A 20,581-nucleotide genomic window follows, 5' to 3' on the forward strand; every position below is an offset into this window, starting at 1 on the left:
CTCAACCTTCCGCATCACTGCTGGTAGTTTCGGCCGTGGTCGGTGACTGTCGGTCACCGGATCCTTCGACCCATATCGGAGAACTCCATGCCCACTCGTCGTTAACCTGTCGAGCGCGGACGTAGTACCAGTCGGTTGTTCCCGATGGTCGGTCGTCGTCGAAGGCGAAGGACTGCGAGCACTGCTCGTCCGGTACCGCCTGATGGAGCTTGTAGGCCCCACCGAACACGGTCCCCGGATAACGGACCCGTGACGCCTGCCGCAGTTCGGCGAGCGTGTGGGTGGTTCGATTGCCGTCGACCTCCACGGTGATCGTCGTGGACCTGTGGCCGACAATACGGAGCGCAAGGCCCTGCGTGGCGTCGGTGAGTACGTTCGGATTGCCCGACGTCCTTGTGTGCAGTTGGACGCGGTGGGACGACTCACGCAGCCACCACGATTGGCAGTATGAATGTGGCACGTGATTGGTGGGAGCGACCACGTCATGGCCGTGCAGCCGCGGCTCGACCGATACGAGCTCGCCGTCGACGACTTCGATCGACACGTCCCAGACACGATCGCGATTTGCCTCGCCCCAGCCGACGCTCAGGGACACGACCCCACTAAACCGGTCGCGTGGATGGTTGGCCACCGTGCCGACGCGCTCGATGACCTCGCCGTTGCGGAGGACCTCCACGTAGTCAATTTTGTCGAGCCCTCGGACATCGGCCCACACCGTCCGTCGGTCGGTGGCGGGCGTGCTCTCACCCATGATCGCGTCATTGAGGCCGGTGCGCATCTCGATGCGGTCCCCGGTGATTGCGTAGGTGTGGCGCGCGTGGACCGCCCGCCACAGCGACTGCCTGGTGAGTTCGTCGGCCCACACCGCCATCCGGCCGTAACCGTGGCTGCCTGGGTGGGCGCTGTGGTGGTCGGTGGACCCGATGAACCCGAACCGCAGCCCGTCTCGTAGTCCTCGCACTGCTGTGTTGTTGCCCTCGCGGGGTCCCATGGTGTGCAGGTAGGGCCGTGGCGCGTCGTCGGACTCGCCACATCCGTGCATCGAGATGATCTCGACGACGGGCGAGAACTCGTTGGTGAAGGTTGTCCAATTGGCGCCCCGCCAACCCTGCCGGTACCCGACGTGGTGGGGGATCGCCATCAACGCGACCCCTTGCCGGCGGAGCCGCCGCATGTCCTGTTGCAGGCGGGCGAGGTTCGGGGAGCGTAGCAGTGGGCCTTTGCCGTCGCGGTAGTAGACGCAGTGGTCGCCGTACTGCGAGCTGTGCCATTCGAAGGAGAGAAAGCTGGCGAACTCTCCTTCCTGGTTGTAAGCCTCGGTGGTCTCGGTCACCTCCGGCCACAACGACTCCAGCCGGGCGAACCCTTCATCGTGGTAGTCGACGAGCTCCGCGAGCTCTGCCGAGTCGCGAGGGATGTCGTGCCACCATGCGTGCCCGGTCACGCTGGCAAAGTCGAGCTGGAGCCGGGCATTGCGAAAGGCGTCGTCCAACGAGCCATGGCCGTAACTGATTCCGCAGTGGTTGTGGATGTCGCCGACATACAGACTGAGACCGTCGTACGGCCCCGCGTCAAGGGGGGCCGAGTCAGACGCTGGCAAGTTGACCACCGTCGATCGTCAGGGTGGCGCCGGTGATGAACGCAGCCTCATCCGAAGCCAGGAACGCATAGGCCGCTGCGACCTCCTCGGGTCGCCCCACCCGGCGAAGCGGGATCTTCTCATCGGCATAGCGCTGGGCGAACCCGGTGTCGTCGAGGTCGTCGACAATACCGGCGTTCAAGGGGGTGTCGATGTAGCCAGGACACAAGGCGTTCACACGGATCCTGTGGCGACCCAGCTCGGACGCCATCGTCCGCGTCAGCATCAGTACCCCTGCCTTCGAGGCGTTGTAGTGCGCGTAGTGAGGCTCGCCGTCGAAGGCATTGGTCGACGACATGTTCACGATGCTGCCGCCAGTGCCTCTGGCCACCATGGACCGAGCTGTCGCACGAGCGACCAGGAACATCCCGCGCAGGTTGACTCGCATCGTGGAGTCCCAGACGTCCACTGGCAGATCCAGGACCTGGTGACGTTCGGCGATTCCGGCGTTGTTGATCAAAATGTCCACTCCGCCGAGCCGGTCGACTCCGGCTGTGACGAACTGATGCACGGACGCCTCGTCGCCGACGTCGAGAGCGGTGCCTCCGATCTCCCCGAGGTTGGCCAGTTGATCCACGCAGGTCTCGACCTCTGCGGCGTCGTGCCCGCCGACGAAGACGCGGCAACCCTCCTCCAGGAACCGTTGGCAAGCCGCCATGCCAATGCCGCGGCTCCCACCGCTCACAAGGGCGGTCCTGTCCCTGAGTCCACGCATGGGGCATCTCCTCCGACCAAGTCGGTTCCGTGGGCTCGGTAGATTCGGCCCGGTCGATTGACGATATGTGAACGATAACATCAGGCCGATTGCGCGACAAGGTACCGGTGATGGATCGCGCGGACGACGGTGATCATGTGTGCCCGTATCATCCGCGTTCCGTCCTGCTCCAAGCCGTCATCGGTAGGCCGGGTGTGTCGGGTTCGGTGAGGAACAGATGGCCGGAGAGGGGGTGCCGCTGCCGCTCGGCCGTCGTCAGGCCACCGGCTGCGGTGGTGATGACCATGGACCGGAGATCCTTGCCGACGAAGGCAACGCTGGAGACGAGTGGAGCGGGGACCGTGACTGTGTCGACATGATCGCCGCTAGGGGACAGCCGCCGCACCTCACCTCTGCCCCAGATGGCAACCCACAAATGCTCCTCGGCATCGAGGCAGATGCCATCAGGCAGGCCGTCGTCGACATGGGCGAAGTCGGTGCGAGGTCCGACGCCCCCGGATGACGGGTCGTACGAGCGCCGATGGATGACCCGCCGTAGGGTGTCGACGCTGAACATGCAGGAACCGTCGCGGGTCCACGCAAGTCCGTTCGAGAGCGCCAGGTCATCGTCCAGTGTGGTGACGGAGTCGTCTGACTCGATCCGGACGAGCACCTCGGTCGATGAGTCACCATCGGAGCGCAGCGAGCCGACCACGAAGCGCCCGGCGGGGTCCGGTTTGCCGTCGTTCAAGCGACGTCCGGAGTCTCCCGGGAGGACCCGCGCTCCGGCGGTGATCAAACCGCTGGCGTCACGCTGCAGGATCCCGGTGGCTCCGGCGATGATCCAATGGTCGTCCGCGGAGACCGCCACCGCACCGACCGACCCTCCGACGCTCACTTGCTCGGCCGGGGCGAGGTCCCCGTCGCTGGTCAGTGTGGCGGTGCGGATCCGGCCCGCGGGGATATCGACCCACAGCACACGTTCGCGGACCGGGTCCCAGACCGGACCCTCCGCGAGGCGGTGGCTGCCCACAGCCCTTGCGGCGCGGGGCGGTGGGATGCTCATGGTTGTCGCACCAGGAACAGCCCGTCGATCGGTTCCAGGGTGACCGTTGCGCCGACCGGGCTGCCGTCATTGGTGACGCCGTCCTGAAGCTCGGACGCCGTGAGCCGACGGTACGACCTGCCGGGCACGAGTTCGGTCAGGTCGAAGGTGGCCGGGCGGGTGGACGGGTTGGCCAGGACGAGGCCGTTGTCGAACTCCTGGGCGACGAGATCGGGGGCTCCGTACGCCTGGAGGTCCTCGAAGACGACGTCGCGGTGTCCTTCGATGATGAACTCGAGGTCGACTGTTCCGGGGCCGATGTCACGGTGGTAGAAGAACAGCTCGACGCCGTCCGGATTTGCCCAGCCGGACTGGAGGCTGTCGCCGACGCGGCATCGGACGTATCGGGCGACCGCTGATGGATAGCCCGCGAGTGGGTCGACGCTCACTTGCAGTTTGAGGCACAGGTCGGGGCCGGGCACGTCGACATCTGGGATCCGAATCGTCATCTCGTCGCCGGGCAACGCGGTACTGGCTCCGGCCGTGGACCTGATCAGCATGGTCCGGCCGTCGATGCCGCGACCGCGGTCGGCTGCGATCGTCGCCACGTCGCTGCCATAGAAGCGGGCGACGAACGACTGCGACCATCGCCGGCCCTGGTTGTGGAAGAGGTCAGGGCCGTGGGTGGCCATGCGGATTCGGTGGCCGACGGGCTGGCCGAGCCAATTGAGGACGCCATCGGTGCCCCGGGTGAGTTCGTCGATCGTGCCCATGAACTCCGGGCGAGTCAGCTGTCCTAGGGCGGAACCGGTGAGGACGGCGCCGGCCGCCATCAGCCGGAGCCTGGTGAACCTGGTGACAGGATTGCGTGGCGGCATCTCGTCCAGGTACTTCTGCTGGACGTAACTGAGGCGGGGGCCGCCGGTCGTCCTCGAGTGCCAGTAGTCGAGGATGTTGAGGGCCTCGGACCAGCCCGCTACCTCGTAGTCATTCTGGTCCAGGAATCCCTCGGTCTCGATCCCGTTGAAGGTCGCGAAGTTGCGCTGGTGCACATACGTGGTGGAGGCGGGATTCGGGCTGACCTGGTGGCGGATATAGTGGCCGTCCGCGGTGAACACCTTGGTGGGGAACCGTTCCCGCAGCTTCTCGGCGAGGGCCAGGACACCGAGCCCTTGGACATTCGCCCCGTCGAGGATGCCGCGATCGGCTACACCGTCCGCATCGGCGTCGGCGTCGCGCTGGGTGCTGTGCTCGAGGGTGAAGAAATGGACGTCGAACTCGGCGCCGTCGAAATTCTCCAGCAGACCGTCAGGGGAGAAGTGGTCGGTGAGTTCGGCGACCAGTGCGTCTGCGCAGTTTCGCCCCGAGGCGTCCCGCGGGCAGGTCGTGGTGAAGTTGTAATGCCAGGCCAGCGGAGTGGAATCAGCGGGCCCGTACGGCCCCGCGACGACGTGGGCCGCGAGATAGTCGCCTTCCGCCCAGGGCAACGATGACGTGCCGTACTTCCCGCGTGTGACGGTGATTGTGTTGGCCTCGGTGTCGATGGCGACCACGCTCACTTGTTCCGCCGTGCGCCAGGGGACCTGACTGCCCGGGTCGGCGGGCAGGGTGATGCCGACGTCGTCCCCGCGGTCCCGGTAGGACCCGACGCCGACCGAGAAGACTGACGGGTCGGCCACGTGCAGTACCGTGTCGTCCGGCGCTGCTGGCTGGGTGAGAGTCGTACCCGCCTTGTACAGCCAGTGCCCTGCGAAGAAGTGTGGGGCATGAGTTGGCACCCGCGAGAAGCCATTGACGTGGGCCATCACCAGCTGCTCCGGGTGACGCAGCTTCAGCCGGTTCGCGAACTCCGCGATGACCGGCGGACGATACGCGTCGTCGGACATCGCCTTGACGATGATCCCGTTCAGTGACGAGTACACCCGTTCCCAGTCTTCGTACCCGGGAGGGTTGGCACCGCGGAGGGCGTTCTCTGGATTGCGGAAATGCAGCGCCCTAGGGTGGTCACCCAGTGCGGGCAGGTCCGGCGGTGCGTCGGCGTAGGCGGGTGACGTGCGAGCCGTCATGTGCGGTAGACCGAGCCCGATCGCGGCGCCCGCGAGGGTCGTGGTGTGCAGGACTGTGCGTCGGCTCAGCTGAGGCGTGTCGGGAGCGTCATTCATGGATCGTCTCCTTTTGAGAGGATTGGGTGGGGTGGGATCAGTCGGATGGGATGACACTCTGCAGCGCGGCGGCGTGGCCGCGGACGTAGTGGGCGGGCTCGTGCGGGTAGTCGGTGAGCGTCAGGTCGTCCAGTTCCAATAGGGACGTCACCCATTCGGGACCGTGTCGGTCGCCGAGCGCGGTGAGCAGCGCGACATCGTCCATGGCCTCGCGGAACACCCGGAACCGGATCGACTCCCACGGGGTTCCGTCCGGTCCGGGGTAGACGATGAAGCCCTCGCCGGCCTGGAACACGCTGCCGGCGCTGGTGTCGGTGAAGGGATCCAGGGGCCGCCGGGACAGCTGGCTGCCCCAGAAGTTGAAACCCCAGTGGAGGAAGCCGCGACTTCCGTACCGGTAGAGCTGCCAGCCGAGCACCCGGTTACGGTACGAAGGCAGACTGATGAAGCGGTTGGACACGCGTTGCGACTGGCCGGTGCAGTAGTACAGCCACGGATTTTCGAGGCCCGCGTCGACGAACGGTTGGGCATGGTCGGTCGACACGATCGGCGGATCCACCAGACCCGAGGTCCACAGATCGAGGTCAGACAGAGCATCCGTCACCAGGCAGCCCCGAAGCAACGGTGCCACGGCCGCTTTCAGCTGGGAATACCGCGATGCGTGCTCGCTATGTGGTTCGTCGGTGAGGTGCCAGAAGACCTTGCCCGGCCACTGGTTGTCCAGCACGCGGCGGACCGCGGGGAGGTAGCTGCCGAGGAAGTCGTGGTAGTCCTCGGCGAACGAGTCCGTGTGCCAACCGAATAGGGACCGACCAGCCATATCGTCGATCGCGGGCGCATGCTCGCCACCCCACTGCGTGAACAGGTGGGCCATCTCCAGCTCTCGCACTCCGGCAGCACCGCACACTCGCAGCCACTTCTCGAGACGGCTCATGTCGAAGGTGTAGCCGGTGTCGCTGCGCTGCACCCCGACCAGACCGACGTCGAGGCGTCGGCTCCCGACCGCGGTGTCCAGTGGTGGCGTGTGGATCGGGGTTAGTATCGCTGTCGAGCCCGACGCGACCGCCGCGCGCATGAAGCGGTCGATCAGATTCCAACCCTGCGCCGAGTACGGCGCGGTGCGGTACTGGTGGGCAAGCGCGTCAACGTGGAACCACTGCGTGCACGTGATCGGCGACTCCGGCAGCTCAATGTTGACCACGACCACTGGGACCTGGATCGTGGCGATCGGGTCGCGGCGGTACTCGGATTCAAGTTGCACCGTGATCTGGTGCAGGCCGGGTGCATCTCCTGCCCGCACGGTGAACCACAGAGAGCGCCACTGCATCCGTGCAAGCGGTGCGCACTCGCCCTCGGCCAAGGGGCGCAGCACGTCGGGAAGCAGGGCAGGACCGGTGTGATCGTAGTGCTCGTCAGCGCGTGGTGACGCAGTCACCGGGCAGGGGACGAGGTCAACCGACTGACAAGAGACCGAGACGTCCTCAGGGCAGTCGACGGTTGCGCGTACTCCGCCATCCGGTCCGGCCATCCACAGCGGCCCAGGCTTGATAGCGAGCTGGAACGACCCGGTCCCTCGGCGCGGCAGCGCGACGGTGCCACCCAGGGCGTGCGGTCTAGGCGTGGCGATGCCGTAGACCTTCTCGAGGGAATCGCACACGACGACCTGGTATTCACCTGCGGTGGTCACGTTGGCGGTCGGGAGTCGCTCGGATGCACCCATGTGTGTCAGCTCCTGTGCCGGATGATGGGAACGCTAACATTGGGTCGCGAAGGCGTCAACGCATCGCGCCCCAGTCAAGGAGGTAGGTCCCACTCCCGGGTGTCGAACGACAACCCCTACTCCGAGTCGGGTTCATGGACCGGTTCACGACCGCCTACAACCACGAACACCATTCTCTGGGGGTGGTTCCGGCTGTTGCGTGATGTTGCATGAGCTCGGACACGAATGGGTTTTGCAACAGATCTCCCGGGTTGTGGTGCTCGTGGCTGGTAGTTGTTCAGGTGGGTGCCGCTGGACTTCTTGGTGGTCCAGGCCTTCGACGGCTACGAGCTCGAGCGGTGCTGTCGGACCCCGTCGGTAGGGTGAGATCGGTCCCTCAGTCGGCTCATAGACCAGGAGACTTCACGCGTGTCAGTACTTTCCAGCTTCGTGTGGAGTGTCGCCGACACTCTGCGTGGCCCATACTCTGACGCGGAGTACGGCTCCGTCATCCTGCCGTTCACGGTGCTGCGCCGCCTGGAGTGTGTCATGGAGCCACATCGTGAGGGGGGCTGTGGGTGTGGATTGGTGCCGAGGCAGCCGCTCGATGGGTTGGTGCTCGTGGGTGTGTCTATTGGAGCAAGCCAACCTCGGCCACATCGGCACCGTGCTCGTCTTGCGCATCGACCGCTTCGGCCGACTACCGTCTAGCTGCTCCGCGTCGTCGACTCGCTCGACACGGCGAGCGTCGAGGTCCACCGTGGTCGGGGTACTGACGCGCTCGGGTGCATCAGGGTCATCCGCCGACAACCTCTGAGCCTTCGCGGGCTGCGGCACTGATCGCCTCCGTTCGGCGCCCTGGACGACGGATCACCCCCGCCGGTGTCGAGTACCGCTCGGCGAGCGGTGTCCTGGCCAACATCAAAGCGCGCGCCGATCTCGGCCAGCGTGAACCCCGGGTGATCTCCTTGCCGACCCGAAGACTGTGAACTACAGTTGACAATGTGGAGATCGTCAAGAGTGCGACCTTCGACCGCTGGCTCCGGAACCTGAAAGACCGGCGGGCCGCCGCTCGCGTCTTGGTGCGGGTCGACCGTCTCGCCGCAGGCAACCCGGGCGATGTCAAGCCAGTCGGCGGCGGGGTCTCCGAATTGCGCATCGACCACGGTCCGGGCTACCGGGTCTACTACCGCCAAGACGGCCAGCGATTGCTGCTGTTGCTCTGTGGAGGAGACAAGTCAACCCAGCAGCGCGACATCGAACGAGCGCATCGCATCGCACAGGAGTGGGGCGAAGAACAATGAGCAACACCACTGAGAAGTTCAGTCCGTACGACGCTGCCGACTACCTCGGCAACCTCGAGGACGCGGCCGCGTACCTGGAAGCCGCACTCGAAGACGGCGACGACCCCGCGCTCGTAGCGCAGGCACTCGGCACGATCGCCCGCTCTGGGAACCTCAGCGAACTCGCACGCCGTGTCGGAATGAGCCGCGAGGGCCTCTACAAAGCGCTCTCGGCCGACGGCAACCCGAGCTTCGCCACCATCGTCAAGGTCGCCCGCGCACTCGGACTCAAACTTCACTTCGCACCCGTCGCCTGACCCCTTCCCGCTGGTTCCGGAATTGGTCCGGTGGTCTGCGCATCGGGTCCCGGAACTGCCTTGATGGGTGGCGCGGCCCTGTCTCATGATCGCCATCGCCTTGCCCAGGACCATTGACGCCCCATCGAGCTCGCGACCATCATGAACACGACGTCGCACTGGTGCGATCAGGGCTCTCCCCCCTTTGGCGCGGCAGGGCCGCACACCGAGACCGATTCCCGCACCCACGGCACACTTTCAAGGGAGACTGTGATGACCACACGCCGCGAGTTCCTGCATCGCGCCGGACTACTGGGGGCAGCGGGCGCCTTCGCCGGGGCGATTGGCCCTGTCGCACTGCCCTTTGCGTCGCCCATGGCACACGCCGCCGGTGCGACGAAGACCGCGAGCACGCTCTATCCGGCCGACAAGGTCGCCGCGGCACGGCGGAACATCGCAGCCGGCCACGCCTGGGCGATCGAGCTGCGTGACGAGGCGGTGGCCCGCGCCGAGGCCATGCTGGCCCAGGGTGACGACTGGGCGTGGCATCAGATCACCGGTCAGCCGTTGCCCCGAAGCCTGTCGGTCAACAACCGGCTGGGCTCACCGATCACCGGGACCGAGATCAACACCCATGGTGCCTACCCGTGGGTCATCGACGTGGTCAACCGGCCCTGGAAGCTGGTTGATCCGACTGTGCCGGAAGACTCCGCCCAACCCCGGATCTACCCGACCAACGACTTCGCCGCGTTCTACGCCACCGCGCTCGACGAACGCGGGATCTTCGATCCCGCGCGTGGCGATCGCAGCCTGCTCGTCAACGAGCTCTATCCCGAGATGGGTCCCACGTGGGGTGTCGACGACGGGTACGGCTGGGTCGACGACGATGGCGCGGTGTGGCCGTTCGTCGCCTACTACAACCACTGGGGCCTGTGGGTGGCGTTGGCCGGCTCGGTCGAGAGCTACGGCACGATGCAACGCGGCCTGGCGGCACTCCGCGACGCCTACCTCTACACCGGGGACGCGCGCTATGCCCGTACGGGATTGATCATCCTCGACCGGATCGCCGATGTATATCCGGACATGGACACGCTGCCGTACGGGCCGCGAGACGGCTTCGACAACGGTTCCGGCGGCAACGGCAAGGCCGTGAACAGGATCTGGGAGGCCTTGCAGACCACACCGACGTGGATTAGTTCCTACGACGCCTTCTTCCCTGAGATCGCGACCGAGGACCGTACCGGGGTGGTCGACTACCTCATCGGGAAGGCTGCCGACTACGACATCGGCACCAAGGACTCGATCGAGGCGATCCGCGGCAACATCGAGGACAACATCGTCCGACAGATCTACCCGAACGTCCAGATCGCCAAGGTCCACGGCAACTTCGGGATGCACCAGGCAGCGCTCGCCATGGCGGCGGTCGTCCTCGACGACCCCGACGAGTCGACCGAGTGGATCGACTTCGTCTTCGCCACGGGTGCGGAGGACACCACCGGTCAACCCGCCGACTGGAGCGTTACCGGCGGCAACATCTTGGCGAAGTTGGTCGACGTCGTCGATCGTGATGGTGCTCCCGACGAGGTCGCCATGGGCTACAACCAGCTTTGGATCCACCAGGTCGGTGAGGTCGCTGACGTGCTCGCCGGCTACCAGGGGTACGCGGCAGCCGATCTCTACGAGCACCCGAAGTACGCCGCCATGATCAAGAACTACCCTGCGCTCACGCAGACCATGATCAACCGGTACATCCCAGGCATCGGCGACTCTGGCGGCACAGGCGCACCACGGGCGAACAGCAGCCTCGACCTGTCGCGGCTGGTCAGCTACTTCGACCGGTACGGCGACCCCGCGATGGCCCAGCTGATCCACCTCGCGAACGACAACCGGGTCGACGGCCTCTACGGCGGCATCTTCTCCGATGACCCGACCGGGACCCAGCAGCGGATCCAGCAGATCGTCGATGAGCGCGGCCCCCTACAGCTGTCCTCGCGGAACCTCACCGGGTACGGACTCGCCTCACTTCGCGCCGGTAGTGGCTCGGCCATGCGGGCGGCGTGGACCTATTACGGACGCATCGGTACCGGCTTGGTCGACCGGCCCGGTGGCCCGATCCCGGGGCACAGCCACCGTGACGCGCTGAACCTTGGCGTGCTCGCCTTCGGGGTCGACCTCGCCCCGGAGCTCGGCTACCCGACCCGTACCGGCAACAACCCACGACGGATCGAGTGGGAGAGCCACACCATCTCCCACAACACCGTCCTGGTGAACGCGCAGCGGCAGAACTTCCACTGGGTCGGCACACCACACGGGTTTGCCGCGACCGATCGGGTGCAGTACGTCGACACCTCCGCCCCGGAGGTCTACCCGGCCACCTCGCTGTACCGCCGGGCGACCGCGCAGATCGCCATCGACGCCGACAGCTCCTACCTGGTCGACGTGTTCCGGGTCGTCGGCGGCAGCGAGCACCACTTCAGCTTCCACAGCGCCGAGGGTCCGGTCACCACCGAAGGCCTGGACCTGGTGCCGCAGCCGACGGGCACCTATGCCGGCCCCGACATCGACCCGCCGGCGGACGACGCGTTGACCCGGCCGGATCCGACCGGGTTCGACTGGCTCACCCGGGTCGAGCGCGACAACGCACCGCAAAGCGGCTTCGCCGTGGACTGGAAGGTGGCCGACACCTGGGGCGTACACGATCCCGATCCTGACCTGCACCTGCGGCTGACCATGCTGTCGGAGGTCGACGACGTCGCGTTGTGCGACGGTACGCCGCCGCTCACCCAGGTCGGGGCACCGGACTCGCTGCGCTACCTGATCGCCCACCGGGGCGAACCGATCCGCCATCTCGACGATGACGATGACGGTGTCGAGTTCGGCGAGTCGTGGCGGCGCTACGCATCAGGACTCGCACACGGTGGTTCCTACTGGATCTCGATGCCCCACACCCCGCAGGCCTCGGTCACGCTGCGCTGGACCGGTGGGCAGGCGCAGGTGCTGTCTTCGACCGGGCATTCCGGGCAGGTGCACGGTCTGGCTCGGGTCACCGTCGACGGGGAGGACCGTGGCGTGGTCAGTTGGTCCCGGCCCGAGCCCCAACTGTGGGGCCAGGTCATCTACGACACCGGCGACCTTGCCCAGGGCGACCATACGATGATCATCACCGCGCTCGGTGAGAAGGGCGAGCATGCCGGTGCGGACGATGTCGGCATTCGGATCGCCTTCGACGCGCTCCGCATCATTCCCCCGGACGTGACCAGTCAGTTCGTCTCGGTGATCGAGCCGTACGTCGGCACACCACGCGTCCGATCGGCCGTTGCCGTCCCGGCCCGACCTCGCCGTGGCACGGTTGCTGATCATGAAGTGGCGGCGGTCCGGGTCGAGCTCGATGACGGTCGCATCGACTACGTGGTGCACTCCCTGCGGCCCGACATCGTCTTCGACGTCGACGGTGCCTTCCTGTTCCAAGGGGTGTTCGGCGTACGGTCGCAGCACCGAGGGCGTCCGGTCCATGCCATGCACCACGACGCCACCAGCCTCGTACCAGTGCCTCGGATGCAGACCGGAGCCCCGGCTGCGACCGGGCGCGTCGTCGCCCACACCCGCGAACTGTCGCACAGCAACTCGGTGACCATCAGCGCAGAGGCAGGCTTTCCCGACCTCGCCGAGCTTGTGGGGACCTACATCTACATCGCCAATGACGGCGTGCGCAATGCGGTCTACCGGATCGAAGGTGCCAGCGCGGCGGGTGCAGATGCTGTCGAACTCGACCTGGGCGGCCAAACCCTGATCCGGGGCTACATCGATCCCGAGGACTTCGAGGCCGGGTACGTCTACGACATCGAGGTCGGTGCCGCGGCGCGGATCCCGCTGACCGCCGAGTGGGAGGCGTGACCGCGTATTGGCAGGACGCGGACGGGGGCTGTCCGTCAGGACTGCTAGCGAGTCAGATCCGGCCAGCTGCGTCGTAGCTCATGCTGTGCGAAGTCAATGCGGCGTGCGGGAAATCGGTGGTGTGCGGAATCTGCTCGTTGTGAGGTCCGATCAGGGCTGGACGCTCATCCGGTGCGGTCGCCAGTTCGTCCAACAGCTCGGCGAACCGAACGGTGTCGGAGTCGGTCTCAGCCGCGGGCACGTAGGTCTTCGGGCTGACGGCGTCGTAGGTGCGAGCGCTGATTGCCTTGGCCATGACTCAAGCATGGTCGAAAAAGCGAAAGGCGATCTGGTCCGGACGGACTTCCCCCCGCGTGTCGAGACCCGACGTCAACGGGCATGAGTGACCAAGGGTTGCCGCCAGCCTGACCGCCTGACAGTCGCGGTTCACACCGGACGTCGAGAGGTCATGGATCTTCAGCGTCCGGCGTTGCAGGCTTGACCCTTACCAGGCCGAGGTCATCACCGTACGCAGAGGGGCACATGATCATGAACGACAGCGCCGAGAAGGCCAGCGCCGGTCGCGGCTACGCGCTCGCCTATCTGGAGGACGTCGACAACAGTCCCGAGGTCATCGAATACATCTCCCGGATCGAGGCGACCTTCGAACCGTACGACGGGGAGTGGCTGGTGCACGGCAGCATGCCGGAGGTCCTCGAGGGGGAGTTGCCCGGCAACGTGGTTCTCATCGGCTTCCCCAGCGTCGACGCGGCGCGCTCCTGGTACTCATCCCCTGCCTACCAAGAGATCCTGACGCTGCGGGCCGACCATTCGCGTTCGGTCGTCGCGCTGCTGAACGGCGTGCCAGACGGGTACCGGGCCGCCGACACGATCGCCAAACTGCAGCACGTCGGCTGAGGCGACACATCACGACCCAGGGGTGCTCCGATGATCCGGGGCACCCCGGCGGGCGCGGAGTTTCGGGCTCATCCGCAGTGCGGTGTCAGCTCCAGACGCCCCGACGACGAGACCGCACACGATCTGGACGGCCGCTGACGGTGTGAACGGCATCGTGAACGTGAAGGACCAACCACCGAGGAGATCTTGTACGACGTCCATGGACGTGATGACGTGCAGCAGTTGCAGGGCGGCGTAGACGAGGCTGATCACGATGCACCTGTATCGGTATGACGATGCTATCGTATCGGGATACATCGCAGCCCTGAAGGAGACACGTGCCACGCGGAGCCGGCTCGCAACACGAGACCCAACTGCGGCGACTGGGTGACGCCGCCATGCGCGTACTCGCTCGCGACGGCCTGCCGGCACTCACGTTCCGGAGCGTTGCCGGCGAAGCCGGAGTGTCGCCCGGTCGGGTCCAGCACTACGCCCGCACGAGCAAGGGGTTGATCACCCTCACCTTCCGACGCTTCCGTGAGCTGACGCAGGAACGCGTACGGGAGTCCGTCGGCTCGGTGCCGTCCCCCACACCGATCGACGTGGTTGAGGCCACGCTGCAGGCGCTGATCCCACACGGTGACCAGGACCGCACCCTGTTGCACGTCGCGGCCGCCGTCGAGCTGCACGCGTTGACCGACCCCGGCCTGGCCGAGGAACTGCGTGGCGGCCGTGCCGAGTTGATCCGCTTCCTTGCCGAGCAGGTCGGACGGGCGTGGTCGGGGAAACGATCCGTCGACCCCCTGGCGCTCAGCCGAGCCGCGACGACGCTGCTCGCGACCGCCGAAGGTCTCTCCACACTCGCCCTGACCGGAACGATCGACGGCACGGAGGCGCAGCGCAACCTGCACACCTGCATCCGTACGACCCTGACTGACTTCCCGGCGACGTCGCTCACCGCGCCCGGGGCGGGTCTCCGGTGACGGCCGCGAGATCCGCGGTCTACGTGGCCGCCGGGACGAGTGCGCCCATCAGCTGACCCAGGGCGACGGGGTCCGCAGCGTGCGCCAGGTGGCCGTGACCCGGCAGGAGGCTGACCGTGGCACGAGGTAGTCGGGCCACGACCCGGTCGAAGGCCGGCCCGTACGGCTCAGCACCCTGGCTGGCCTCGCCAACGATGAGCTGGGCCGTCGATCCAGGCCAACAGGTCTGTGACCTCGGTCTCCACCGAGTAGTCGTCGCCCGGCTCACCGCTGTGCGACCGCCCTCGGCGGTCGAGGATCAGCGCCGGGCCGGGGTGACCGAGGGCCTCGACCACGGGAACGAACGACCGGGGCGTCCGCCATCACTCCCGGGACCATGATCAGCGGGGTCCCCTCGCCCGGCCGCCACAGGCCGTGCAGCGGGACATCGTCTCGTCGGATCCAGCGTGACTCCATGGGTTCCATCCTCGGCCCTCATCGCTTCGCCAGCTCCCCAAGTACGACGTCTGGGCCCAGGTCACGTACGCGGGCGCGTCCTGAGTCGGCCGGCCGGCTGGTCATCGCGACCGGCAGCGGATCGCTGCTGGGCGGCCTCGTGCAGGTAGGCCCGGGCCGCCAGCGACACCTCGTACGCCACCGCCGCCGGCTCCATCGTCCCGACCAGCCGGTGGGTCAGCGATTCGACCAGGGCCACCAGTGTCCTGGCCATGGTGGGGGTGTCGGCGTCGGGCAGCTCGGCCGCGAGGAGGGCCGCGACCCGGTCGTACAACTGGTCGTTCAGGGCTTCGAACTGCTGCGCCAGGTGGGCGTCGCGGGACGCGTGGTCGTACAGCACCCGGTGCAGGTCGCCGTCCTCGTGCAGGGCGGCGACCGCGGCCACCGCCTCGGGCAGCCACACCGCGCTGGGTCGACCCGGTCGCAGCACGTGGTCGAGCACGCCGGCGGATTCGGCCATGTGTCGTCGCGTCAGCTCGGCCAACAGCGCCTGCTTGTTCGGGAAGTACTGGTACAGCGAGCCGACCGAGACCCCGGCACGCAGTGCGATCTGGTCGGTCGTGGCCGCGATCCCGTCGGTACGGAAAAGCTGAGCCGCGGCCGTCACGATCTTCTCCACGGTCGCCCGGGACCGCCGCTGCTGCGGCTGTTTGCGCGGGTTCTGGTCCGACGTCTGCGCCATGGCACGTACACCTCCGAATGCGAGTACCAAACCTGAGGGATCCCTCATATTCTAGACGTCATGGATGAGATCAGCGAATGGATGCCCCAGGCGGGGGCGGGGGTGGCCCTGGTCGTCTTCGTGGTGGGCCTGGCGGGCGCGTTCGGGGTGCGGGCGTGGTTGCACCATCGCCGCACCGGGGACTTCGGGTTCCGGCGAGCCGCGCCGCCGCATCCGATCGGTCGGTTGGGCGGGGTGCTGTTCCTGGGTGCCCTGGTGCTCTGCGGTGTCGGACTGGTGCTGTACGTGGTCGCGCCGGCTCTGCAGTGGGGCGCCCCGGTGGTGGTCACGGTGCTGGGCCTGGTCGCCGGCGCTGTCGGGCTGTGGGGTGTCTTCGCCTCCCAGACCGCCATGGGCGCATCCTGGCGCGTGGGGGTCGACCCGGACGAGGTGACCGAGCTGGTCACCACCGGACCGTTCGCCGTCGTGCGCAACCCGATCTTCACCGCGATGGGCATCACCCTGATCGGTGTCACGCTGCTCGCCCCGGGCCCCCTGACGCTGCTGGCTCTCCTCGCGTTCTGCGGTGGTGTCCAGCTCCAGGTACGGCTGGTCGAGGAACCCCTGCTGGACAGCCTGCACGGCGACGCCTATCGGACGTACGTCCGCCGGGTCGGCCGGTTCCTCCCCGGGCTCGGGCGTCACCGCTGACCCGCCAACAGATCGGTGCAGGACGTCTGACACTTTGCTCTTGCGCAAAGTGTCCACAGCAGCCATACTTTGCCTCGTGGCAAAGTATCAGGCGCTGGACGACGTCTTCGTCGCCCTCGCCGACCCAACCCGGCGGGCGGTGATCCGCCGGCTCGGTGAAGGGTCGGCGAGCGTGGGGGAGTTGGCCGAACCCTTCCCGATCACCTTGCCGTCGTTCATGAAGCACGTGCGCATGCTGGAGACCAGCGGCCTGATCCGTACCCGAAAGACCGGCCGGGTCCGCATCTGCACGCTCAACCAGAAACGCCTCTCCCTCGTCGACGACTGGCTCGCCGAGCAACGCGACCTGTGGGAACAGCGCACCGACCGCCTCGAACAGTTCGTCACCCACCCCCAGGAGAAGCCATGACCCCGTACGACTCCAACACGGACGACTCCAAGACGGACGACTCGCCACCGATCGACTCGACCCTCGACCTCACCCTGCAGCGTGTGATCCGCGCTCCGCGTACAGCGATCTGGCGCGCCTGGACCGACCCGGACCGACTGCAGCAGTGGTGGGTCCCCGCCCCGACGATCGCCCGCATCGACCGGCTCGACGTCACCTCCGGCGGTGCCTTCGTCACCAGCATGAGCGAGGACGGCCGGGCCTTCGTACCGCACACGGACGGGATCTTCCTGGTCGTCGAACCGGAGGCACGGCTCGTGTTCACCAACGCGATCAACAGCGCGTGGCGGCCGGCGACACCCGCCCCCGTACCGATGACCGCCGAGATCGTGCTCGCCGAGCACCCCGACGGGACCGACTACCGGGTCGTCGTACGCCACGGCGATCCGGCCGATCGCGACAGCCACGAGCAACTCGGCTTCGCCGACGGCTGGGGTTCGGTGACCGCCGCGCTCGCCGGCCTGGTCGAGAGCGAGGTGGCGGCATGAAGGTGGTCATCACGCAGTTCGTCAGCCTCGACGGGGTCTCCCAGGGGCCCGGCTCGGCGACCGAGGACCCGAGCGGGGGGTTCACCCGCGGCGGCTGGCTCGTGCCGTACCTCGACGACGCGTTCGTCCGGCAGACCTCCGACTGGCTCGACCTCGCCGACGGACTGCTGTTCGGCCGGCGTACGTACGAGGCGTTCGCCCGCGACTGGCCCGAGATCGCCGAACCCGATCCGTTCACCGTACGGATGAACGCACTGCCGAAGTACGTCGTGAGCACCACCCTCGAGCAGGCGGACTGGAACCCGACCACGGTGCTCCGCGGCGACACGGTCGGCGCACTCCGGGAGGCGCCGGGCCGTGAGCTGCAGGTCCACGGCAGCGCACGACTGGCCGCCTCCCTGCTCGACGCCGGACTGGTCGACACGGTGCGGCTCGCCGTGGCTCCGGTGATCGTCGGGCAGGGTCGCCGGCTGCTCACCGGCCGGACCGACGCCGGACTGCAACTCCGCGAACAAGGGGCCACACCGTCGGGCATCGCGCTGCTCGAGTACGCGGTGAGCGGTCCGGCGCCGCTGGCCGACTACCAGGGGGTCACGCCTCCGGCCTGAGCGTCGCCGCCGCACCTCGGCGATCTCGGGCACGCTCACTCGCTGCGCCGGGTCGCCCTCCGGGTCGCCTCCACCGCATGATCAAGAAAGTCGGCGATCGTGCCCAGTGCAGCGTCGTCGAGCTCCGCAAGCTTCGCGCTCAGGTCATCGCCGAGGGGAGCGAGCAGGTCGAAGAGTTCGGGGAGGCGATCGGGGATCACGCGCACCACGACCGTACGGCGGTCCGACTCGGTGCGGTCGCGGGTGACCCAGCCCTGTTTCGCCAGTCGGTCGACGATGCCGGTCGTCGTGGCGGGCGGGAGCACCAGCATGCGTGCCAGCTCCCCGATGCTCACCTCGCCGTAGCGGTGCACCAGGTTCCAGCACTGCAGGTCGACCGGGCGCATCCCGACCTGCGCGCTGAGGTGGTGCCCGAAGATCGCCAGTTCGAGCTCCAGTTCCCGGTAGCCGTTGAGGACGCGCCACGCCGGCGAGTCGCCGTGGTTGATGTCGGGAACGGGATCGGACACGCGCACATCATCTCACCAGAGGTCTTTCGGTTTCGCGATAGTTCGGTTACCGTTGGCAGACGCCTTCGACGGTCGTGCGGCGGTCACCCGATCCATGCTGGGCTGGGGGGTGGTCGCCGGGCCGTTCTACCTGGCCTTCGGCGTGATCCTGGCCCTCACCCGCGACGGCTTCGACCTGTCGCGACATGCGCTCAGCCTGCTCACCCTCGGGCCGGGCGGCTGGCTGCAGGTGCTGAACCTTGCGCTCACCGGGATCATGGTCATCGTCGCCGGCTGGGGCCTGCTGCGGGCGCTCGAGGGGCGAGGTCGCGGCGCCGGGCCAGCGGTCATCGTCGCCGGGGCGTCCATCGTCCTGGCCGGAGTGTTCCGCCCTGATCCGGTCAGCGGGTTTCCGGCCGGTGCCGAGGCGACCGTCAGCGTGAGTGGCCTGCTCCATCTGGGGTTGGGGGCGGTGCAGTTCATTGCGTTCGCGGTGGCGGCACTCCTGCTGGCCCGCTTCTTCGTGTCGCGGCAGGAGCGGGGCCGTGCCCTGTGGTCGCGAGTCGCGGGGGTGCTGGTCCTGGTTGCCTTCGCTGCCGGTGCGGCGCTGTCGGCAGGCCCGGCCGGGGTCGCCCTGCTGTGGATCGCGGTCGTCACCGGATTCGGCTGGCTGTTGACCGCGTCACGGTGGGTCTACGGCGTCGTCCCCCACCCGGATCTCGCCAAGCGGGAGCAGCCGGTGACTACGGGGTCGTGACTCCTGACTCCGGCCGGGCCCGAGCGGGCAGAGCGCCCGGGCCCGGAGGTGATCAACCTGCGGGCGACTCCTCGGGTGGGGTCACCCACTGCACGAGTTGGTAGACCACACCGTTCGGGTCGGCCATCTGGAAGTAGCGCTCACCCCACGGCTCGGTTTCGATCGGGGTGACGATGTCGACGCCGGCTGCCTGCAGTCGCGCATGGTCGGCGTCGATGTCGACGACGGTGAACACCACGAGCAGGCCGGTCGCCTGTCCCGCCATCGACGACGGCTTGAACGTCGACAGCCCGGTCCGCAGGTAGATCAGGTTGAACCCGGCATCGGGGTGGGCCAGCGAGCAGAACCCGTCGGCGGCCATGACCTCGCGGAACCCGAGGTGCTGCTTCACCCATGCTGCCGACGCGTCGACGTCGGGCACGTTCAGGGACAGGGCGGATTCGGTGATGGGCATGTGGCCTCCCGGCTGGTGTGGGACATACTCCGTACAGCGTACAATGTAGCACGTACGAAGGAAGCGTGAAACCCTGTTGTTCATGACGTCGGAGCGCACCGGAGCAGGAGAACCGAGCCGTACCCTGGGCCTGCTGTGGGGGGAGCAGCCGGTGCGCCGGAAGGGGCCGGCACGTTCGGTCCAGGTGCCCCACCTGGTCGGGTCGGCGATCGAGCTCGCCGACGAGCGGGGCCTGGCGGCGGTCACCATGCGGGCGGTGGCCGAACGCGTCGGCATCTCGCCGATGTCGGTCTACACCTACGTACCGGGCAAGCCGGAGTTGCTCGACCTGATGGTTGACACCCTGTACGCCGCGATGCCGCGGCCGCCGTGGGCGGCCGGGCAGACCTGGCGACACCGGTTGACCGCTGTCGCCGAGGCGAACCGCCAGCTGCTCGTCGCCCACCCGTGGCTGACCGAGGTCGCCGCGCTGAGCCGCCCACCCCTGGGCCCGGGGACGATGGCCAAGTACGAGTACGAGCTCGCCGCCTTCGACGACACCGGGCTGGACGACCTCGACGTCGACGCCGCGCTGAGCCACCTGATCGGCTTCGTGCAGGGACACTGCCGCTCCGCCCACGACGCCGCGCGGGCGAGCACCGACACCGCGATGAGCGATGCCGACTGGTGGGCGGCCAACCAGCCCGTCCTCGCCCGCGCGTTCGACCCGGACAGCTATCCGCGGGCGGTCCGGATCGGTGCGGCCGCCGGCGAGGCGTACGGCAGTGCCTGGGACGCCGAGCGGGCGTGGACCTTCGGCCTGGCCTGTACCCTCGCCGGGCTCACGGCCCTTGTCGAGCAGGAGTGAACGGGTGGGCCGTGGCCCTGGTGCGCGTACGTCCGGCGTCGGGCGAACGTCGA

General features: G+C 67.5%; 22 protein-coding genes. 12 read left to right on the forward strand and 10 right to left on the reverse strand.

Annotation, left to right across the window (positions count from 1 at the left end):
- Nucleotide 1: 1 nt before the first annotated feature.
- From ACQBAU_RS00540 to ACQBAU_RS00560, 5 genes are all read right to left on the reverse strand, one after another.
- Nucleotides 2-1,600, reverse strand: a complete 1,599-nt coding sequence (locus tag ACQBAU_RS00540) for a DUF3604 domain-containing protein (protein ID WP_465256158.1) — start codon at nt 1,598-1,600, stop codon at nt 2-4.
- Nucleotides 1,587-2,354, reverse strand: coding sequence for an SDR family NAD(P)-dependent oxidoreductase (locus ACQBAU_RS00545; RefSeq protein WP_465256159.1), 768 nt, complete (start codon nt 2,352-2,354; stop codon nt 1,587-1,589). Before ACQBAU_RS00545 ends, ACQBAU_RS00540 begins: the two co-directional genes overlap by 14 nt.
- A gap of 148 nt (nt 2,355-2,502) precedes the next feature.
- Nucleotides 2,503-3,399, reverse strand: a complete 897-nt coding sequence (locus ACQBAU_RS00550; protein WP_465256160.1) for an SMP-30/gluconolactonase/LRE family protein — start codon at nt 3,397-3,399, stop codon at nt 2,503-2,505.
- Nucleotides 3,396-5,540 (reverse strand): hypothetical protein, encoded by a 2,145-nt coding sequence (locus ACQBAU_RS00555; RefSeq protein WP_465256161.1) that lies wholly within the window; start codon nt 5,538-5,540, stop codon nt 3,396-3,398. Before ACQBAU_RS00555 ends, ACQBAU_RS00550 begins: the two co-directional genes overlap by 4 nt.
- A gap of 37 nt (nt 5,541-5,577) precedes the next feature.
- Complete coding sequence (locus tag ACQBAU_RS00560) at nt 5,578-7,260, reverse strand: DUF4091 domain-containing protein (protein WP_465256162.1); 1,683 nt, start codon at nt 7,258-7,260, stop codon at nt 5,578-5,580.
- A 429-nt stretch (nt 7,261-7,689) separates the two neighbouring features.
- Here ACQBAU_RS00560 and ACQBAU_RS00565 point away from each other — a divergent pair, with 429 nt between their 5' ends.
- The 4 genes from ACQBAU_RS00565 to ACQBAU_RS00580 all read left to right on the forward strand — a co-directional run bounded on the left by ACQBAU_RS00565 (nt 7,690) and on the right by ACQBAU_RS00580 (nt 12,712).
- Nucleotides 7,690-7,950 carry a type I restriction-modification system subunit M N-terminal domain-containing protein gene (locus ACQBAU_RS00565; protein WP_465256353.1) on the forward strand — a complete coding sequence of 87 codons (261 nt, stop codon included), beginning with the start codon at nt 7,690-7,692 and terminating at the stop codon, nt 7,948-7,950.
- Nucleotides 7,951-8,243: 293 nt separating this feature from the next.
- A complete protein-coding gene (locus ACQBAU_RS00570) occupies nt 8,244-8,543 on the forward strand; it encodes a type II toxin-antitoxin system RelE/ParE family toxin (RefSeq protein ID WP_434548883.1) in 300 nt (99 codons plus the stop codon).
- The gene (locus ACQBAU_RS00575; protein WP_434548882.1) at nt 8,540-8,839 is read left to right on the forward strand and encodes an addiction module antidote protein; all 300 of its coding nucleotides are present in this window, start codon (nt 8,540-8,542) and stop codon (nt 8,837-8,839) included. The genes ACQBAU_RS00570 and ACQBAU_RS00575 overlap by 4 nt, the downstream gene beginning before the upstream one ends.
- A 252-nt stretch (nt 8,840-9,091) precedes the next feature.
- The gene (locus ACQBAU_RS00580) at nt 9,092-12,712 is read left to right on the forward strand and encodes a heparinase II/III domain-containing protein (RefSeq protein WP_465256163.1); all 3,621 of its coding nucleotides are present in this window, start codon (nt 9,092-9,094) and stop codon (nt 12,710-12,712) included.
- Nucleotides 12,713-12,764: 52 nt separating this feature from the next.
- On the opposite strand, the gene ACQBAU_RS00585 is transcribed toward ACQBAU_RS00580, so the two are convergent.
- Nucleotides 12,765-13,007 (reverse strand): hypothetical protein, encoded by a 243-nt coding sequence (locus ACQBAU_RS00585; protein WP_465256164.1) that lies wholly within the window; start codon nt 13,005-13,007, stop codon nt 12,765-12,767.
- 227 nt (nt 13,008-13,234) lie between these two features.
- Between ACQBAU_RS00585 and ACQBAU_RS00590 the strand changes: the two genes are divergently transcribed.
- Nucleotides 13,235-13,609, forward strand: a complete 375-nt coding sequence (locus ACQBAU_RS00590) for a DUF1330 domain-containing protein (protein WP_465256165.1) — start codon at nt 13,235-13,237, stop codon at nt 13,607-13,609.
- Nucleotides 13,610-13,618: 9 nt separating this feature from the next.
- Here ACQBAU_RS00590 and ACQBAU_RS00595 read toward each other — a convergent pair whose 3' ends face one another.
- Nucleotides 13,619-13,861, reverse strand: coding sequence for a hypothetical protein (locus tag ACQBAU_RS00595; RefSeq protein ID WP_465256166.1), 243 nt, complete (start codon nt 13,859-13,861; stop codon nt 13,619-13,621).
- Between the two features lie 65 nt (nt 13,862-13,926).
- Here ACQBAU_RS00595 and ACQBAU_RS00600 point away from each other — a divergent pair, with 65 nt between their 5' ends.
- Nucleotides 13,927-14,571, forward strand: coding sequence for a TetR/AcrR family transcriptional regulator (locus tag ACQBAU_RS00600; protein ID WP_465256167.1), 645 nt, complete (start codon nt 13,927-13,929; stop codon nt 14,569-14,571).
- 517 nt (nt 14,572-15,088) lie between these two features.
- Here ACQBAU_RS00600 and ACQBAU_RS00605 read toward each other — a convergent pair.
- Nucleotides 15,089-15,748 (reverse strand): TetR/AcrR family transcriptional regulator, encoded by a 660-nt coding sequence (locus ACQBAU_RS00605; RefSeq protein ID WP_434548877.1) that lies wholly within the window; start codon nt 15,746-15,748, stop codon nt 15,089-15,091.
- Between the two features lie 60 nt (nt 15,749-15,808).
- Here ACQBAU_RS00605 and ACQBAU_RS00610 point away from each other — a divergent pair, with 60 nt between their 5' ends.
- From ACQBAU_RS00610 to ACQBAU_RS00625, 4 genes are all read left to right on the forward strand, one after another.
- Entirely contained in the window at nt 15,809-16,438 is a 630-nt protein-coding gene (locus ACQBAU_RS00610; protein ID WP_465256168.1) for a methyltransferase family protein, read from the forward strand.
- 76 nt (nt 16,439-16,514) lie between these two features.
- A complete protein-coding gene (locus tag ACQBAU_RS00615) occupies nt 16,515-16,847 on the forward strand; it encodes an ArsR/SmtB family transcription factor (protein ID WP_434548875.1) in 333 nt (110 codons plus the stop codon).
- The gene (locus tag ACQBAU_RS00620) at nt 16,844-17,374 is read left to right on the forward strand and encodes an SRPBCC domain-containing protein (protein ID WP_465256169.1); all 531 of its coding nucleotides are present in this window, start codon (nt 16,844-16,846) and stop codon (nt 17,372-17,374) included. Before ACQBAU_RS00615 ends, ACQBAU_RS00620 begins: the two co-directional genes overlap by 4 nt.
- Entirely contained in the window at nt 17,371-17,982 is a 612-nt protein-coding gene (locus ACQBAU_RS00625) for a dihydrofolate reductase family protein (RefSeq protein ID WP_434548873.1), read from the forward strand. The genes ACQBAU_RS00620 and ACQBAU_RS00625 overlap by 4 nt, the downstream gene beginning before the upstream one ends.
- A 35-nt stretch (nt 17,983-18,017) precedes the next feature.
- Here ACQBAU_RS00625 and ACQBAU_RS00630 read toward each other — a convergent pair whose 3' ends face one another.
- Nucleotides 18,018-18,491, reverse strand: coding sequence for a MarR family winged helix-turn-helix transcriptional regulator (locus ACQBAU_RS00630; RefSeq protein WP_465256170.1), 474 nt, complete (start codon nt 18,489-18,491; stop codon nt 18,018-18,020).
- Between the two features lie 52 nt (nt 18,492-18,543).
- On the opposite strand from ACQBAU_RS00630, the gene ACQBAU_RS00635 reads away from it, so the two are divergent.
- Nucleotides 18,544-19,227, forward strand: coding sequence for a DUF998 domain-containing protein (locus ACQBAU_RS00635; RefSeq protein WP_465256171.1), 684 nt, complete (start codon nt 18,544-18,546; stop codon nt 19,225-19,227).
- A gap of 52 nt (nt 19,228-19,279) precedes the next feature.
- Here the strand turns inward: ACQBAU_RS00635 and ACQBAU_RS00640 are convergent, their stop codons facing one another.
- Nucleotides 19,280-19,681 (reverse strand): VOC family protein, encoded by a 402-nt coding sequence (locus ACQBAU_RS00640; RefSeq protein WP_434548870.1) that lies wholly within the window; start codon nt 19,679-19,681, stop codon nt 19,280-19,282.
- Nucleotides 19,682-19,763: 82 nt separating this feature from the next.
- Here ACQBAU_RS00640 and ACQBAU_RS00645 point away from each other — a divergent pair, with 82 nt between their 5' ends.
- Nucleotides 19,764-20,528 carry a TetR/AcrR family transcriptional regulator gene (locus tag ACQBAU_RS00645; RefSeq protein WP_465256172.1) on the forward strand — a complete coding sequence of 255 codons (765 nt, stop codon included), beginning with the start codon at nt 19,764-19,766 and terminating at the stop codon, nt 20,526-20,528.
- Nucleotides 20,529-20,581: the final 53 nt, after the last annotated feature.

The sequence above is a fragment of the Carbonicoccus niuqiaonis genome (assembly GCF_050157065.1).
Lineage (GTDB): Bacteria > Actinomycetota > Actinomycetes > Propionibacteriales > Propionibacteriaceae > Avipropionibacterium.